Source organism: Microcystis wesenbergii NRERC-220, from assembly GCF_032027425.1.
In the GTDB taxonomy this organism is placed as follows: Bacteria; Cyanobacteriota; Cyanobacteriia; order Cyanobacteriales; family Microcystaceae; genus Microcystis; species Microcystis wesenbergii_A.
This window is the reverse complement of record NZ_JAVSJA010000001.1, coordinates 4,212,217-4,229,223: the sequence shown is the minus strand read 5'-3', so window position 1 is coordinate 4,229,223 and position 17,007 is coordinate 4,212,217. Positions and strand designations below refer to the sequence as shown.

Annotated in this window: 9 protein-coding genes; 4 read left to right on the top strand and 5 right to left on the bottom strand. The window is 43.9% G+C overall.

Annotated features, from left to right (window positions below):
• The first annotated feature begins 47 nt into the window (after positions 1–47).
• Positions 48–3,152, top strand: a complete 3,105-nt coding sequence (locus tag RAM70_RS20380) for an efflux RND transporter permease subunit (protein WP_312675375.1) — start codon at positions 48–50, stop codon at positions 3,150–3,152.
• Positions 3,153–4,206: 1,054 nt separating this feature from the next.
• Here the strand turns inward: RAM70_RS20380 and RAM70_RS20375 are convergent.
• Both RAM70_RS20375 and psb27 read right to left on the bottom strand, forming a co-directional pair.
• Complete coding sequence (locus tag RAM70_RS20375) at positions 4,207–6,576, bottom strand: endonuclease MutS2 (RefSeq protein ID WP_312675374.1); 2,370 nt, start codon at positions 6,574–6,576, stop codon at positions 4,207–4,209.
• Positions 6,577–6,948: 372 nt separating this feature from the next.
• Positions 6,949–7,350, bottom strand: coding sequence for a photosystem II protein Psb27 (psb27, locus tag RAM70_RS20370; protein WP_045358747.1), 402 nt, complete (start codon positions 7,348–7,350; stop codon positions 6,949–6,951).
• 766 nt (positions 7,351–8,116) lie between these two features.
• Between psb27 and RAM70_RS20365 the strand changes: the two genes are divergently transcribed.
• The 3 genes from RAM70_RS20365 to RAM70_RS20355 all read left to right on the top strand — a co-directional run bounded on the left by RAM70_RS20365 (position 8,117) and on the right by RAM70_RS20355 (position 14,033).
• The gene (locus RAM70_RS20365) at positions 8,117–8,680 is read left to right on the top strand and encodes a Uma2 family endonuclease (RefSeq protein ID WP_190381213.1); all 564 of its coding nucleotides are present in this window, start codon (positions 8,117–8,119) and stop codon (positions 8,678–8,680) included.
• 274 nt (positions 8,681–8,954) lie between these two features.
• The gene (gene pruA / locus RAM70_RS20360; protein ID WP_312675371.1) at positions 8,955–11,924 is read left to right on the top strand and encodes an L-glutamate gamma-semialdehyde dehydrogenase; all 2,970 of its coding nucleotides are present in this window, start codon (positions 8,955–8,957) and stop codon (positions 11,922–11,924) included.
• 474 nt (positions 11,925–12,398) lie between these two features.
• Positions 12,399–14,033 (top strand): alpha-D-glucose phosphate-specific phosphoglucomutase, encoded by a 1,635-nt coding sequence (locus RAM70_RS20355; RefSeq protein WP_045358749.1) that lies wholly within the window; start codon positions 12,399–12,401, stop codon positions 14,031–14,033.
• A 106-nt stretch (positions 14,034–14,139) separates the two neighbouring features.
• On the opposite strand, the gene RAM70_RS20350 is transcribed toward RAM70_RS20355, so the two are convergent.
• The 3 genes from RAM70_RS20350 to urtD all read right to left on the bottom strand — a co-directional run bounded on the left by RAM70_RS20350 (position 14,140) and on the right by urtD (position 16,955).
• The gene (locus RAM70_RS20350; protein ID WP_288000093.1) at positions 14,140–15,357 is read right to left on the bottom strand and encodes a BaiN/RdsA family NAD(P)/FAD-dependent oxidoreductase; all 1,218 of its coding nucleotides are present in this window, start codon (positions 15,355–15,357) and stop codon (positions 14,140–14,142) included.
• A 114-nt stretch (positions 15,358–15,471) separates the two neighbouring features.
• Entirely contained in the window at positions 15,472–16,170 is a 699-nt protein-coding gene (gene urtE, locus RAM70_RS20345) for an urea ABC transporter ATP-binding subunit UrtE (RefSeq protein ID WP_069474433.1), read from the bottom strand.
• Between the two features lie 38 nt (positions 16,171–16,208).
• The gene (gene urtD / locus RAM70_RS20340) at positions 16,209–16,955 is read right to left on the bottom strand and encodes an urea ABC transporter ATP-binding protein UrtD (protein WP_002777291.1); all 747 of its coding nucleotides are present in this window, start codon (positions 16,953–16,955) and stop codon (positions 16,209–16,211) included.
• Positions 16,956–17,007: the final 52 nt, after the last annotated feature.

Genomic DNA, 17,007 nt, shown 5'->3' with positions numbered 1-17,007 from the left:
CTGTTTACTGTTTACTGTTCACTGTTTACTCTCCCCCATAGATAATTATGTCAGAAAACATCTCCCTAAGCGGTCTATCAATTCGTCGTCACATAGGAGTATTGATGTTAACTATAGCAGTTATCATCATCGGTCTTTTTTTTCTAAATCGTTTACAAGTAGATTTGCTTCCTTCTATCACTTATCCCCGCATTAGTTTAAGGATGAATGTACCCGGAGTGTCCCCGGAAGTCATTCTCGAAGAAGTCACTAAACCCCTGGAAGAAGGAATGAGTGCCACCGAGGGAGTAGTGCAAGTTTATTCAGAAACTCGCGAGGGAAGGATGCGAGTAGATTTATTTTTTCAACCCGGGGGAGATTTAAATGTCGCTTTAAATGAAGCTACCGAAAGTTTTAATCGTGTCCGACAAAATTTACCCGATATTATTGAGGAACCGCGCTTAAATAAATTTGAACCCTCTCGTTTACCCGTCTATGAATTCGCTCTCGTTTCCGATACCCTACCCCTAAAAGATTTAAGATTATTTGCCGATGAAGAATTAGGGAGAGAATTAGGATTTGTGGAAGGAGTGGCAGTGGTGGACGTGATTGGGGGAGTTAGAGAAGAAATTCAAGTTAATATTGACCTGCAGCGATTACAATTTTTAGGAGTGGGATTAAATCAGGTTTTAGACACCCTAAAAAGACGCAATCAGGACATCTCTGGGGGCCGACTAGAGGGAGAAACCGGGGAACCTTTAACCCGTGCGGTGGGGAAATTTAAAAACGTAGGGGATATCCAAGATTTAGCACTGACCGATAGTAATAATCCCGAAGAAAAAATCTATCTGCGGGATGTGGCCAGAGTTATCGATGGGACAGAAGAACAAAGAATTTTTGTCACCCTAAATGGAAAAAATGCCGTCAGGGTTAGCGTCCAAAAACAACCGAATGCGAACACGATTGCTGTGGTAGAAGGGGTCAAAAAACGCATTGCCGAATTAAAAAAATCCGGGTTAATTCCAGAGGGAATACAAGTCGTCACCACTACCGATGAGTCTGTATTTATCCAAAACGCGGTTAATAACGTGGTTTCCTCGGGACTAGCGGGGACAATTCTAGCAGGACTGACTGTATTCGTCTTTCTCGGTTCTCTGCGACAGACTTTTATCATTACCCTAGCGATTCCTCTTTCTACCCTCGTCGCAATTATCTGTATGAAATTATTCGGGTTATCGATAAATGTGTTTAGTTTGGGAGGATTGGCCCTAGGGGTGGGTATCGTGGTGGATAATTCCATTGTCATGCTGGAAAATATTGCCCTTAAAGTTAATCAAAACCAAAATAAGCAAGATTTTTTAGAAATTGCCCGGAATAGCAGCCAAGAGGTAGAATCTGCTTTAGTGGCCTCCACTGCGACTAATCTCGTCTCTATACTGCCATTTTTATTACTGGGTGGTTTTATTTCCCTACTGTTTAACGAGATTATCCTCACTATCAGTTTTGCTGTGGCTGCTTCTCTGCTGTGTGCGTTAACCGTTGTTCCCATGTTAGCCAGTCGTTTGTTAAATATGCGGGTTTCTAGTCGTATTCAGCGATTTTGGCTATTAAAAGTCTTTAGTCAACGTCTAGAAGGTTTAACCATCCTCTACGGTCGTTTTTTAGCTAAAATCATCCACTACAGAATACCTGTTATCCTGCTGGCCTTTTTAATTTTCGGGGGAAGTAGTTTCTATCTCTGGCAATATATCCCCCAGGAAGTCTTTAGTCGTATTCAAACCGGACAGGTGAACGTTTTTGCCCAATTTCCTCCTGGTACCAATTTAAATACTAACCGTCAGGTGATGCGGGAAGTAGAAAAGATTTTATTATCACAGCCGGAAACTGAGTATGTTTTTACTACCAGTGGCGGTTCTCTTTTTGGCACAACTACCAATGAAAATATTTTGCGCGCTTCTAGTACGATTAATCTCAAAAAAGGCACTAATACAGAAGCATATATCGAACGGATGAGCAAAGCACTAGAGCAATTAAACCTCGTTAACGTGCGTTTGCGTCTCACCCCCGGTCAAGTGCGCGGTATTATTCTTAACAACTCTCCCTCCGTCGGTGCCGATGTGGATGTGATGTTACAGGGACGCGATGGGAAAACTTTAGAGCAAGCTGGTGAAGAAATCCTCAGTATTCTCGATGAAAAGGTCTCTAGTGCGCGTTTTCGTGCCGATGCTGACCCCAGACAACCAGAAATTCAGATTAAACCCGATTGGACGCGCTTAAATAGTTTGGGATTGAGTACCCTGGAAGTGGGACAAACGCTACGGACCGCTATTCAAGGATCGATCCCCACCCAACTGCAACGGGGAGAAAGATTAATCGATATCCGGGTGCAATTGGACCCCAACTCGCGGCAAAAAATTAGTGACATATCACAAATACCTATTTTTGTCAATAGACAAGAAGACTTAAAATTAGCAGATATAGCCCGGATTGAAGCGGGAAAAACCCCCGGAGTCATCCAGAGAATCAATCAGCGTCAAGTTTTTATTATTATCGGCAGTTTAGTCGAAGGGGCGAAATTAAGTGACGCACTCGCGGGAGTACAATCGGTTTTAAATTCCACTCCCTTACCCGATGGTATCAGCATTTTACCCAGTGCTGCCGCCACGTCTAATCAAGAAATTCAGGGTTCTTTGGGTTTATTAGCGGGTTTATCGGTATTTTTAGTCTTTGTGGTCATGGCTGTGCAGTATAACTCGCTCATAGACCCTTTGGTGATTATGTTAACCGTTCCTTTGGCCCTAGCGGGGGGAATTTTCGGACTATATTTGACCAAAACCCCGATTAATGCCATTGTCATTGTCGGGGTGGTTTTATTGGTGGGCATTGTGGTTAATAACGGGATTATTATGGTGGAATTAGCCAATCAATTGCGGCAAGAATTCGGTTTTACTCGACTACAAGCCATTTTAAAGGCCGCTCCCCAACGTTTACGACCGATTTTAATGACTACCGTGACCACGGTTTTAGGTTTATTTCCCCTCGCTTTAGGATTGGGAGAGGGGGGAGAATTCCTGCAACCTTTGGGAATTGTCGTTTTTTCGGGTTTGTCTTTAGCAACTCTGTTAACTCTGTTTATTATTCCCTGTTTTTACGTTTTATTCTCCAGAAAATAATCTTCTTGTGTGGGAAGAGGGAATTATGAATTATGAATTATGAATTATGAAGTGGGATAAAAATAATCTCCCGACTCCTGACTCCTGATACTAAATCCGTTGAGTAACGCACAGAAAACGGGTTTCTCGGAGAAACCCGCTTTCTACTCATGCACTCATGCAAAAGGGGGAATACATAATCAGTCTTTAATAACCAGATTTAGTATGACTCCTGACTCCTGAATACTGTCTCCCGACTCCCGACTCCTGACTCCTGACTCCTGACTCCTGACTCCTATCTCCCGACTCCCGACTCCCGACTCCTGACTCCTGACTCCTGACTCCTAACCCAATGTTGGCTAAAGATAAGCAAAAATTATTGATTGACTCCAAAAACTTGAGAATATTTAAATTAACATTCCGCAATATTTACAAATTCTTAAGAATTTATTGAGAAAGATTTTTATTTAACAACGATGTTACGCTGGTAACAGCGATTTGATAGAATTTCATAATGGGTTATTTTCTGCTTTTTTGGGCAGCAATGGTTGAAACCCTTGCCACACCTAGAAGGTTATCCTAATTAAGACGGGTAAATCAGTCAATTTCACCCATAACGATGATCTTTTTTTTGTGTAGTTTTATTGCAAAAAAAAAGTTTTTTTGACAAAAAGCACAAAGTATGAATTATGAATTATGAATTATGAAGTGGGGAAGTGGGAAGTGGGAAGTGGGAAGAATAAAGAAAAATAATCTCCTGTCTCCTGTCTCCTGAATACTGTCTCCTGGCCCCTAACCCGACAAAAAACTTATTGCCGCAAACCCTAAGTTAGGGGCTGCTGAATAAATCTAAAAACCTTGTTGTATAAGACTTTTAGACTTTTTTCCCCTCAAAAAGTGCCAGCACTTGGAGTGATCGGGGGGAAAATTCAGGTACTTTTTCCCTGAAAATTAGGTAGTTGACCACCTGAAAATCGCTAAAACCCTACACCCCACACCCCACACCCCACCCCCCCGATGTCGGGGGGGTTGGGGGGGCCACACCCTGCCCCCACGAAAACCTTTTCAGCAAACCCTAAGTTAAATAAGCGATAGTTACCCCCGAACCGCCCTCATTTTGGGGTGCTAATTGAAAGCGTTTTATCTGGGGATGACGGGATAAAAAATCGTGAACACCTTGACGCAATTTCCCCGTACCTTTACCGTGAATAATCCATAATATACCCGATGGGGTAGCCCTGACGATCGCCTGTTCGATATCCGTTTCTGACTCTGCCACCCTGGAACCGCGAATATCGACGGTATTATTAGCAGTACGAATTAAAGGAGTCTCCTGGGGTTTTGCGGGAGTTTGGGGCAAATTTTTGGCAGGTTTTGGCACAGTTTCCACTTTTTGACCATCCAAAGACTCAATCTGATCTAAGGGTAGGGTCATCTTCATCATACCGAAACGCAGGGAAATCTCCTCTGATTCTGGTGAAATTGCTAAAACTTCGGCAGTTTGTCCCAAATTGGGCAAGCGTACCCTTTCCCCCACTTGCGGACGATAATTAACCTTAGTTTTTTCCGTTTTTGGTAATAACCTTTCTGCGATCGCAGTTAACTCCTCTGTGGCTTTTTGAGCATCTCTACCGGTTTTTGTTCCCGCTTGCAATCGGCGAATAACGTCATTAATCTCTGCTTTTGCCGATAATAAAGCCTTTTGTATCTCCTGCTCTTGATAACGCTTTAATTCTCGCTCTCTCTCCTGTAGAGAATTAGCCCGCGTGGACACCTCTGTATAAAATTTCTCCGTTTGTTGGAGTAATTGACTAGCCTCCTTAGCTTTTGACTCCTGTTCCCGTCTTTGCGCTTCCAAACCAGCAATTACTTGATTTATCTCCTCCGATAACCCCCCCAGATGATTTCTCGCTTCGGCCACAATTTCGGGACTTAATCCCAAACGCTGGGCAATAGTTAAAGCATTAGAACGGCCCGGAATGCCCCATAATAGTCGATAAGTGGGGGAAAGAGTGCGATCATCAAACTCTACCGAGGCATTTTCAAAGCGAGAATCTCGATACTTTAACGCTTTTAATTCCCCGTAGTGGGTGGTAGCCACCGTCAGTAAACTATGATCGGCGAGGTATTGTAAAATAGCGATCGCTAAAGGACTTCCCTCGGCCGGATCCGTACCGGCTCCCACCTCATCGAGTAAAACCAAGGAACGAGAATTTAAAGCCGCTAAAATGCGGACAATCCGGCGAATGTGACCCGAAAAAGTCGATAAACTCTGTTGCAAAGACTGTTCATCGCCAATATCGGCTAAAACCTGATCGAACCAGGGTATCTCTACTGGTTCCCGCGCTGGAATAAACAGGCCCGCTTTCGCCATTACAGCCGCTAATCCGAGGGTTTTTAAAGTAACGGTTTTTCCGCCGGTATTTGGTCCGGTGATGGCAACAACGCGAATTTCTGGGCTAATCTGCACATTTATCGGTACGACCTCCCCCCCCTGTTCGTGGTGTTTTTGCCACCAGAGCAAAGGATGACGCAAATTCCTTAAAGTTATCGTTTCCGAACCATCGATAAAGTGGGGGGGATTACCCTCTAACCATAAACTGTAACGGGCCCTAGCGGTGGCCAGATCGAGCCTAGTAGCGATCGCTAGTAAATATTCTAAGTCCTCAAAGGCTTCGGCGATCAGATTACTTAACTGCCGCAGGATTTTTTCTTCTTCGATTTGTTCCTGACGACGATATTGCCGCAGTTGATTGCCTTGGTCAACGATAGAGTGAGGTTCAATGTAAAAAGTCGCCCCTGTGCTGGAAGTATCGTGAATTATGCCCGGTATTTGCTCTTTTTGCGCTGCTTTGACGGGAATCACCCAGCGGTCGCTTCTTTGGGTAATGACCGCTTCTTGGATAGCACCGCCCTGTTTTTGCATGATATCCTGCAATTTTCGGTAAATACGCTCTCTAATCACCTTCATTTGTCCCCGAATTTCGCGTAATTGGGGACTAGCGCGATCAGATATCCGGCCATCTTCATCGATACAACGGTGTATTTCCTGTTCTATCTCTGGATAGGTGCGAATTTCCGCTACTAACTCTTTTAAAACCGGTATATCTTCCTGTTCGTCAATTAAACGCCGTAAACGTCGCACTCCCGCTAAAGTCGTGGCAATATTTAAAAGTTCCTGTCCCGATAATAAACCCCCCAGATGCGCCCTTTCTAGGGCATCACCGATGTCGGTAATCCCATCAAAGGAAAGACGACTATCTAATTTTTGTTCTAAACTATAAACTTCTTTGGTTTGGCAGAGTAGGTTTAAACTTTCCTCTTTGCTTTCTGGTAACGGCAATTGACGAATTGCGATCGCACCGAGTTTAGTCGCTGCAAAAGTAGCTAGGTGTTGACATAGCCGCGGCCATTCCAATAATTCTAGGGTTTCGTCTTGAATCAATTTTGTAGTTTTTTATAATACGCTTTGTATTTCTAGTCTAACTGGATTTGGCCTGATTTTGCAGGAGTCATTTCAGTCAACAGTCATCAGTAATCAGGGAAAAGACAGCACTGTTACTCGCACCTAATACCTGTCACTTAACAATCCCGCTAGACATCTCCAAAAATTATAACCCAATCACAGTTTGCTTTACTGAAATGTGTATCTATCCTTGCTAATTCAATTTAACTGAAAAAATATGGGGCAATTAAAATCATTTCTACTTGGGTAAGTTTCTGTCCTACAAAGACTTCTAGTCTAGATATAATATTAGGTCGAGTTCTACTGATAACTGATCACTGATAACTGATCACTGATAACTGATCACTGTATCTAAATTCCTTTCTGGAGAGAGAATTGTACTTGTTTAAATTCTTGTTTTAAACGTTGTTTGAGTTTGTCGGGGATGGGACGGGAACCGTAGGCGGTATAATAACCTGCTACAGAGTTTAAGGCCGTTTGCATAGTAGTGAAAGAACGCAAACCCCCGGATTTTTTATCTTTTCGGTAGAGGGAGATGTAATCGTTGATTTGTTCCTTTGCTTGCGACTCAACTGCCGCTTTATTCGGGTCATCTTTGACTAAATCAAGGGCTGTGGTTAAAGTTTCAATCACCGTCAGGGTATCTTTTCCATAATTACCCGTTAACCCCGAACTACTAGAACAACCCATCAATCCGATGACCAGGACGAGAACCAAAGCTAATAAGCGAGAAATGTAAGGTTTTAGAGACATATTTTCAACACCATAAGTTAATCCCAAGTCACCTTATCCTATCAGGAAACCGTGACCAGTTCTTCATGAGAGTCAACCTGCTGCAAAAATCAAAAATCTTTCCTTTTGTCGGGGGTCAACTGGGGGTAAATAGCCAAAATATAGGCTTTTTTGGCGGCAAAAGCACCATTTTTGCCTAAAAGTTGCCATGCCATCAACCCGGAGTGAGTTGATTCTGGACTAATTCGGGCTGCGATAAGGCACTGGTGGCGGTTTCCCGAAGGTAGATAAGCTAAGACGCATTTAAAGCGCTTATTCTTAAGATTAGCCGAATCTCCCCCAATCCCTTTACTGTTGCCTCTTGCAAGAGTGCCTCTTGCCTCGTCTCAACAAGCAATTTAAATGCGCGGGCAGCTTATCCGCCATATCATCATTAGCTATGGCTGTCAATACCTCTTTAGATAGGGTTTGCGGCAAAAAGTTTATTGGTGGGGTTAGGAGTCGGTTGGGGAAGTCCGAATAACAAAATGACCTCGCTCCCCTGGAAAGGGTTACACTGATATTCAGCCAACCCTAAATAAGCCAGAGTGGAGAAAAGGCTGAAACATATACTCGTCGGTGCTTGGGATTTTTGGCAAGCAGCGGCAACCCAGCAGCCTTTTGTCCCATTTCTGAGAGAGAAGTTAATACTTTGTAATAATTATTAGCGGGGCGAGTATTGCTGATCCCGTCTGCTTGGAGAAATTGCGATAAAATTAACGATCATAACGATCAATAAAAAAATTTTATGGTTGTAACTGTTAATAATTCCCTGACAATAAGGGAATTTCTGCAATTACCAGAAACTCAACCCTCTAGGGAATTTATTGATGGTCAAATTATTCCCAAACCCATGCCCCAAGCTAAACATAGCACTATTCAAGGTGATTTGGTTCCAGCTATTAACGCCAGTCTAAAACCCCAACGAATTGCCCGTGCCTATCCTCAATTGCGTTGTACTTTTGGCAGTCGTTCTCTAGTTCCTGATGTTTCAGTTTTTCTCTGGGAAAATATTCCTCGCGATGCCGAGGGAAAAGTATTAAATACTTTTGCGATCGCTCCTGACTGGTTGATTGAAATTCTCTCTCCTGACCAAAATCAGACTAAAGTTGTTAAAAATATCCTTTATTGTCTAGATCACGGCACTCAAATGGGTTGGTTAATCGATCCTGAAGAAGAAATTATCTTTGTTTATTTTAGTGATCGAACTATCGCTATTTTTGAATCAGAAAATGCTCTTTTACCCGTCCCTGCTTTTGCGATCAGTTTTCAAATCACCCTCGGTCAATTATTTGACTGGTTAAGAGGTTAACGGATTATCAGTTATCAGTAAACAGTGATCAGTGATCAGTGACAAATTCCCCAACCTCGCCACTTCCCCACTCGATCGAGTACAATAAAGTGTTCAGCAAAAGCGATCGGCTATTAGCTTTGATTAGTCCTTCGGTAAGAGTTATAAACCAGAGAAAAGAGCCATTAAGAGCGGCAATTAGCTGAAAAAGCTCAAAAACTGAATTTTAGGCTGAAGGCTGACCGTAGCTTGCTGAAAGCTGAATCCCGTTGATAATTTTTTTACTTGAATCGCCGTGGTTATCCAAATCGACTCAACTCAAAACTACGAAACCAAAACCCAAGAGATCGCTAGACAACTTTTAGCCGAAACTCGGGAAAAAAAAGGTCTTTGGTCTGCTTTACAGGATCAAATGCGTTGGGATGATAAATTACTCGATTGGGCAATGTCTAACCCCAATTTACGAGTACAATTATTCCGTTTTATTGACTGTTTACCCGCTTTACGCAGTAATGCCGAGATCGCTAATCATCTCCAACAATACCTCGGTGATGCCTCCGTAGAACTGCCCAGTGCGCTGAAAAGTATCCTCAACTTTAGTGATCCTAACTCCCTACCCGCTCAAACGGCCGCCAGTCTGATCAGTAAATCCGTAGAAACCTTAGCTCGTAAGTATATCGCTGGGGAAGACCTAGAGCAAATTACTCGCACTGTCACCCGTCTGCGGAAGGAAAAAATGGCTTTTACCATAGATCTCCTCGGTGAAGCGGTAATTACTGAAGCGGAAACCCAAGTTTATCTACAAAGTTATCTCGATTTAATGACCCATTTGGCTCAAGAAGCGAGCAAATGGAATAAAGTTAGCCAAATTGATGAAGCGGACGGCGACTTATTACCACAAGTGCAGGTTTCTGTCAAGCTAACTGCCTTTTATTCTCAGTTTGATCCCATGGATCCGATTGGTAGTAAGGAGAAAGTTTGCGATCGCATTCGCCTACTGTTGCGACGCGCTCAGGAGTTAGGGGTGGCAGTCCATTTTGATATGGAACAGTACGTTTATAAAAACCTCACCCTGGCTATCCTGAAAGAATTACTCCTAGAAGAAGAATTTCGCAGTCGTACCGATATTGGCATCACCCTACAGGCATATTTAAGAGATTCTGCCCAAGATTTACAAGATTTAATTAATTGGGCCAAAAAGCGCGGTTATCCCCTTACTGTCCGGCTAGTCAAAGGCGCTTACTGGGATCAGGAAACGATTAAATCTCGGCAAAATCACTGGCCACAGCCGGTATATAACGAAAAATCGGCCACAGATGCCAATTATGAACGGATGACGCGGTTATTATTGGAAAATCATCAATATTTATACGCCGCTATCGGTAGTCATAACGTGCGATCGCAAGCCCTAGCCTGTGCGATCGCAGAAAGTTTAGAAATTCCCCGTCGTCGCTTTGAAATGCAGGTATTGTACGGCATGGGCGACCAATTAGCGAAAGCGTTAGTGAAGCGGGGTCATCGGGTGCGGGTTTATTCCCCCTACGGACAACTCTTACCCGGTATGGCCTACCTAATCCGTCGTTTATTGGAAAATACCGCTAATAGTTCCTTCCTCCGGCAAAATTTGGAGGATCGTCCCGTGGAAGATTTAATCGCAGCCCCCCGGGTTTTAGGCAAGGATAACCCGATTATCCCCGGTTTTCCTAATGCCCCCGATACGGATTATGCCAACGAGCAATTACGAAATAAAGCGAGTCAAGCCCTTACTTTTGTCAAAAATTCCCTCGGTAAGACCTATTTACCCCTAATTAACGGCGAATACGTCGCCACCAATGTTCAAATTAATTCCGTTAATCCCTGTAACCCGCAGGAAATAGTGGGGAAAGTGGGCTTAATTGAGGTGGAACAGGCAGAAAAAGCGATCATAGCGGCGAAACAGGCTTTTCCCGCTTGGAGACGCACTCCAGTGGCTAAAAGAGCCGAAATACTGCGAAAAGCGGCGGATTTGATGGAAGCGCGACGACACGAGTTATCGGCCTGGATTTGTTTGGAAGTGGGCAAAGTTATCCAACAGGCGGATCCGGAAGTGTCAGAAGCGATCGATTTTTGCCGTTATTACGCCTCCGAGATGGAAAGACTGGATTTAGGGCATAATTTCGACGTAGCAGGTGAGAATAATCGTTATTCCTACCAACCCCGGGGTATTGCTTTAGTGATTTCTCCCTGGAATTTCCCCCTAGCCATTGCGGTGGGGATGACAGTAGCGGCTTTAGTAGCAGGTAACTGTACGCTATTGAAACCTGCCGAGACTTCCTCGGTGATTACGGCGAAATTTGCCGAGATTCTCCTAGAAGCGGGTATTCCTGCCGGAGTCTTCCAATATATCCCGGGTAAAGGTTCCCAGGTGGGGGCGCATCTAGTCAGCCATCCCGATGTTCACCTAATCGCCTTCACCGGTTCACGAGAAGTGGGCTGTCGCATCTATACAGATGCCTCGATCGTGCAAAAGGGTCAAAAACACCTAAAACGAGTTATCGCCGAAATGGGCGGCAAAAATGCCCTAATTGTCGATGAGAGTGCCGATTTAGATCAGGCCGTTGTCGGTGCGGTTAAGTCCGCTTTTGGCTACACCGGCCAGAAATGTTCGGCCTGTTCGCGAATAATCGTTCTGGAAAGCGTCTATGATAGCTTTGTTGATCGCTTTGTCGAGGCTACCGGGTCCCTCAATATCGGGCCGACGGATTTACCGAGTACGGAAGTAGGACCGGTTATCGACGAGAAAGCTCAAGCAAGAATTCGGGAATATATCGAAACTGGTAAAAAAGAGGCAGAATTGGCCCTAGAGATGCCAATTCCAGAAGTGGGTTACTTCGTCAGTCCCACCGTCTTTAAGAATGTTCCCCCCGATGCGGTAATAGCGATGGAGGAAATTTTCGGTCCGGTGGTGGCGATTATCAAAGTGAGTAATTTCGAGGAAGCTTTAGCCGTAGCTAACGGAACCGACTATGCTTTAACCGGTGGCTTATATTCTCGCACTCCTGCCCATATTAACCGAGCTATGCAGGAATTTGAAGTGGGAAACCTCTATATTAACCGGGGAATCACCGGCGCGATTGTCTCCCGTCAACCCTTCGGGGGTTTCAAGATGTCGGGGGTAGGTTCCAAAGCAGGGGGTCCGGATTATCTGCTGCAATTCCTCGAACCTCGTCACATCAGCGAGAATATTCAACGTCAGGGATTTGCACCGATTGAAGGGGCCGATTAAGCGATTTATAGCTAGGGTTTGCGGCAAAAAGTTTGTTGGTGGGGTTAGGAGTCAGTATTCTCCGAGTCAGGAGTCAGGAGTCATAATAAATCCAGTTATTAAAAACTGATTATTTATTCTCCGTTTTGCCTTCTGCATGAGTAGAAAACGGGTTTCTCCGAGAAACCCGTTTTCTGTGCGTTACTCAGGAATCAGGAGTCGGTCGTCAGGCTTCGGCCGTGAGCTCAGCCGAACGGAGAATATTTCTATTTGTTTTCTCTTCCCCCCACTTCCCTATCTCCCCACTCCCCCATCTCCCCATCTCCCCCCCCGCAACGCGCACGAAGTGGTCTCCCCACTCTCCTAGACTTTTTAAACAGGATTTACTATGACAGGGGACTCCCCGGCCGTTGTCTTTCCCACCCGATTTCTTGGCTGTCAACCTACTGCTATATACTTAAGTTGAGAATTGCGTCGGCCTATCAAGAAAAGACTATGACGATTGAAACCGTTGCCACAAAACCCTTTAGTGACCAGAAACCCGGAACTTCCGGACTGCGAAAATCCGTTCCCGTTTTTCAACAACCCCATTATCTGGAAAATTTTATTCAAGCTATCTTCAATACTTTAGACGGTATCGAGGGTCAAACCCTAGTCGTCGGTGGAGATGGTCGTTATTATAACCGTCAAGCTATTCAAACTATCCTGAAAATCGCCGCCGCTAACGGTATCGGCAGAATTCTCGTGGGAACCGATGGTATTGTCTCCACTCCCGCTATTTCTGGGTTAATTCGTGAAAATAACGCTTTTGGCGGTATTGTTCTCTCCGCTAGTCATAACCCCGGCGGTCCAGAGGGGGATTTTGGCATTAAGTACAATATTACTAACGGCGGACCGGCACCGGAAAATATCACCGATGCAATTTATGCCGAGACTAAGGTGATTAGCAGTTATAAAATCCTCTCAGGGGCCGATATTAATCTTGATCGCCCCAGTTCCTTTAAACTGGGAACTATGGATGTGGAAGTGATCGATGCGGTTACTCCCTACGTCAAAATGATGGAAAAGATTTTTGATTTTGATCGCATTCAGGCCCTACTCACTTCTGGTAAGTTTAAAATGTGCATGGATTCTCTCCATGCGGTGACAGGTCCCTACGCTTATGCCATCTTTGAACAGCGTTTAGGCGCGCCCAAGGGTACAGTATTAAATGGTATTCCCCTAGAGGATTTTGGTGGGGGTCATCCCGATCCTAACCTAGTCTATGCCCATGATCTGGTAGAAATTCTCTTTGGTCAAGATGCACCCGATTTTGGGGCTGCTTCCGATGGAGATGGTGATCGCAATATGATCCTCGGTCAGAATTTTTTTGTTACCCCTAGTGATAGTTTAGCTGTACTAACTGCCAACGCTCATCTAGTACCGGGGTATCAAAATGGTATCACGGGAGTGGCGCGATCGATGCCCACCAGTGCGGCGGCCGATCGAGTAGCGGCTAAACTGGGAATTGACTGTTATGAAACTCCCACCGGTTGGAAATTCTTCGGTAATTTGTTAGATGCGGGGAAAGCAACCCTTTGCGGTGAGGAAAGTTTCGGCACGGGTTCCAATCATATTCGCGAAAAAGATGGTTTATGGGCGGTTCTTTTCTGGTTAAATATTTTGGCAGTTAAAGGGGAATCTGTAGAGGAAATTGTTCGCAGTCATTGGCAAGAATTCGGTCGTAATTTCTATTCTCGTCATGATTATGAAGAAGTCGCCTTAGAACCGGCTAAAGAGATGATGGCACGTCTCCAGAAGCTGGTTTTAGACCTTAAGGGTCAACAATTTGGTAACTATGAAGTGGAATATGCCGATGATTTTAGCTATACGGATCCTGTGGATGGTAGTGTGAGTAAAAATCAAGGCATTCGCATTGGTTTTACCGATGGTTCTCGGATTATTTACCGTCTATCGGGTACGGGAACTAAAGGAGCAACTCTTCGGGTTTATCTAGAAAGTTATGAACCGGACGCAAGCAAACACGATATCGACACCCAAAAGGCCCTACAGCCGTTAATTGATTTAGCCGAAGAAATCGGTCAAATTCGTCAATCTACCGGACGGGAACAACCCACGGTTATTACCTAGGGTTGGCTGAAAAAGTTTTTCGTGGGGGCAGGGTTCCCCCCGATCCCTCCAATGGCTGGCACTTTTTGAGGTCAAAAAAGCCTAAACTAGATTTATTCAGCCAGCCCTATCTATTGCCCATGGCTTGTCCGGCGAGATAACCAGTGGTCCAAGCGCATTGAAAATTAAATCCCCCCGTGACTCCATCGATATCTAGTACCTCCCCGGCAAAATATAACCCCGGACAGATTTTACTTTCCATAGTTTTAAAATCCACTTCCTGAAGATTCACTCCTCCAGAGGTGACAAATTCCTCCTTAAACACCCCTTTCCCTTTGATTTGATATTCCCCCTGCTGTAATTCAATCATCAATCGATTGAGAGTATTTTTAGATAATTCTGCCCAGGGAGTTTCCGAGTTAACAGTCAAGTAACTTAATAAACTCTGCCAAAGACGCTTAGGTAACTGCTCAAAGGGACAATAATTAAAAAGTTTTCTTTTGGGATATTCACTTTTAGTTTGTAAGATAATTTCTCGCAATTTTTCAGGAGGATAATCCCCCAACCAATTAATGATTAAAGGCATTCGGTAATGATGCTCGTGAAGTAACCGCGCCCCCCAAGCAGAAAGTTTTAAAATAGCCGGTCCACTGACTCCCCAATGGGTAATTAACAAGGGTCCGATTTGTTCTAATTTACTTCCCCCAAGACGAACTCGCACTTTATCCACAGTAACCCCTAACAAATCTTTCAGACGAGGATCGGCAATTTGAAAGGTAAATAAAGAAGGGACAGGAGAGACTAGAGAATGACCTAAATCTTGAGCGGTGCGATAACCAAAAGGACTACTTCCCGTAGCAATTAAAAGCTTATCTGCCCTAATTTGCTCATCTCTTTTTAATTCAATTAAAAAACTTTCTTCCTGTTTTTTAACCGATTTAACCGGGGAATTTAGCCTTAAATTAACCCCAGCAAAAGTCGCACTTTCCCGCAGACAATTAACAATAGTTTCAGAATTATCGGTGCTGGGAAACATTCGTCCATCCGCTTCTGTTTTGAGTTTTACCCCTCGCAATTCAAACCATTTAATAGTATCTTGGGGTTGAAACCGACTAAAAGCTCCCCGTAGTGCTTTGCCACCGTGAGGATAATAATTAACCAATTGGGAAACATCAAAACAATGATGGGTGACATTACAGCGTCCCCCTCCCGAAATCCGCACTTTCACCAGGGGTTCTTTTGCCGCTTCTAGGATAGTAACGCCAGCTTTTGGGTTAGATTCTGCCGCTTTAATTGCGCCAAAAAATCCCGCTGCCCCGCCACCAATTACGACTATTTGAGTCATATAAGTAAGTGGTTATAATTAAATTGAAGATATATCCCCCCTTAATCCCCCCTTGATAAGGGGGGTGTCTGATAATTTTTAACACCTACCTACTTATCAAGGAAAAAGTTAAGTTTAAACCGCCAAAAATCGCTGAATGACTTCTTGACTTAATTCGCTCGTGAAACCGGAAGCAACAATTCCCCCTTTCTGCATGGCGTAATATCGATCAGCTTGGCGGACAAAATGCAGGTGTTGTTCTACTAATAAAACGGCGATTCCTTTGCTGGCAACAATACGCCGCACCGCCGCTTCAATTTCGAGGATAATTGACGGTTGAATTCCTTCCGTGGGTTCATCTAAAATTAATAATTTTGGTTCCCCCACTAAGGCGCGAGCGATGGCTAATTGCTGTTGTTGTCCACCGCTTAAATCTCCTCCCATCCGCGATAACATGGTTTTTAAAACGGGAAATAAATCAAAGATTTCTTCGGGAATTGTGGCATTTTTTCTCCTTGTGGGTAAAGCTTCCAAACCGAGAATTAAATTCTCTTTTACCGTTAAACGGGGAATAATATCCCTACCCTGCGGCACATAACCCAGTCCTAATCTGGCTCTTTGATCTGAGGTTTTATTAATTAGGTTTTCTTGCTCATAATTAATTACTCCCGCTCGCGGTTTTAAGATACCCATCAAGGTTTTTAATAGGGTAGTTTTACCCACGCCATTACGTCCGATTAAACAGACCATTTCTCCCGCATTAATGTTAAGATCAACATCTCTTAAAATATGACTTTCTCCGTAGTAAACATTGAGATCAGATATGTGTAACATTGTCAACCCTTTTTAACTAATTTTAATCATTTTACTCTTTATTCTTCCGAGGAACCTAGATAAACTTCAATAACTTTCGGATCATTTTGAATTTGCTCCATATTCCCCTCACATAGAACAGTTCCTTGGTGTAAAACCGTGACTTTGCGAGCAATTTGCCGGACAAATTCCATATCGTGTTCGATGACAATAATCGAATGACTTTCCGCTAGATTTAACAACAAATTACCCACGTTTTCCGTTTCCTCATCGGTTAATCCTGCCACGGGTTCATCTACTAGCAGTAAGTCTGGTGACTGGGCCACTAATTGACCAATTTCTAAGCGTTGTTTTTCGCCGTGGGACAGTAAAGAAGCGGGTAAATCAGCTTTAGCAGTTAACCCGATAGTTTCCAATAAACCAATAACTTTTCTGCTATCTTCTAGGGGAGGACGACCGAAAAGAGTTGAGAAAACATTTTTATTGCGATTGCTAACTAAATCGAGATTTTCTCGGACAGTTAGATTTAAATATACCCTAGGAGTTTGAAATTTGCGACCGATACCTAAACGAGCGATCGCAAATTCGGGAATTTTGCGGAGATCTCGACCTTTAAATAATACCCGTCCGATGGTGGGTTGCACTTTCCCCGTAATCACATCTAAAAAAGTGGTTTTTCCCGCACCATTGGGACCGATAATCACCCGCAATTCTCCCGTATCCATACTGAAATTAAGATTATTGAGAGCCTTAAAACCCCCAAAACTAACGGTAAGATTCTCGATTTCTAGGATTTTTCCAGTCATAATTTCTAAGAGGGAATTGGGAAGTATTTTCAGTGAACAGTAAACAGTAATC

What these genes read in the sequence shown, in the direction of transcription:
- psb27 (WP_045358747.1), bottom strand. Translation starts at nt 7,350, where the DNA reads ATGTCTCTAAAACCTTACATTTCTCGCTTATTAGCTTTGGTTCTCGTC.
- urtD (WP_002777291.1), bottom strand. Translation starts at nt 16,955, where the DNA reads ATGACTGGAAAAATCCTAGAAATCGAGAATCTTACCGTTAGTTTTGGG.
- RAM70_RS20350 (WP_288000093.1), bottom strand. Translation starts at nt 15,357, where the DNA reads ATGACTCAAATAGTCGTAATTGGTGGCGGGGCAGCGGGATTTTTTGGC.
- urtE (WP_069474433.1), bottom strand. Translation starts at nt 16,170, where the DNA reads ATGTTACACATATCTGATCTCAATGTTTACTACGGAGAAAGTCATATT.
- RAM70_RS20355 (WP_045358749.1), top strand. Translation starts at nt 12,399, where the DNA reads ATGACGATTGAAACCGTTGCCACAAAACCCTTTAGTGACCAGAAACCC.
- RAM70_RS20365 (WP_190381213.1), top strand. Translation starts at nt 8,117, where the DNA reads ATGGTTGTAACTGTTAATAATTCCCTGACAATAAGGGAATTTCTGCAA.
- RAM70_RS20380 (WP_312675375.1), top strand. Translation starts at nt 48, where the DNA reads ATGTCAGAAAACATCTCCCTAAGCGGTCTATCAATTCGTCGTCACATA.